Source organism: Chryseobacterium sp. BGARF1, from assembly GCF_001677955.1.
In the GTDB taxonomy this organism is placed as follows: Bacteria; Bacteroidota; Bacteroidia; order Flavobacteriales; family Weeksellaceae; genus Chryseobacterium.
Window position 1 is genome coordinate 1 of the sequence record NZ_LELA01000231.1, and the last position, 239, is coordinate 239.

1 pseudogene is annotated in these 239 nt (G+C 34.7%); it reads left to right on the plus strand.

What is annotated here, in order from left to right:
• A pseudogene (locus tag AB671_RS22975) lies at positions 1-128 on the plus strand (DDE transposase); the annotation flags it as partial.
• Positions 129-239 lie beyond the last annotated feature (111 nt).

The following is a 239-nucleotide window of genomic DNA, read 5'->3' on the forward strand; positions in this document are numbered from 1 at the left end:
TTAACGCACGCAGCACGAATGCTTCAGCAGAATCTTTCAATGCGAAAATAAAAAACTTCAGATTACAACTTAGAGGCGTACGAGATAAATCTTTTTTTCTATTCAGATTATCAAAACTTTTTGCTTAGTCCCCAACTTTTGAGACTGAGCCAATAAAAAACTTCAGAATGCAACTCAGAGGCGTACGAGATAAATCTTTTTTTCTATTCAGATTATCAAAACTTTTTGCTTAGTCCCCA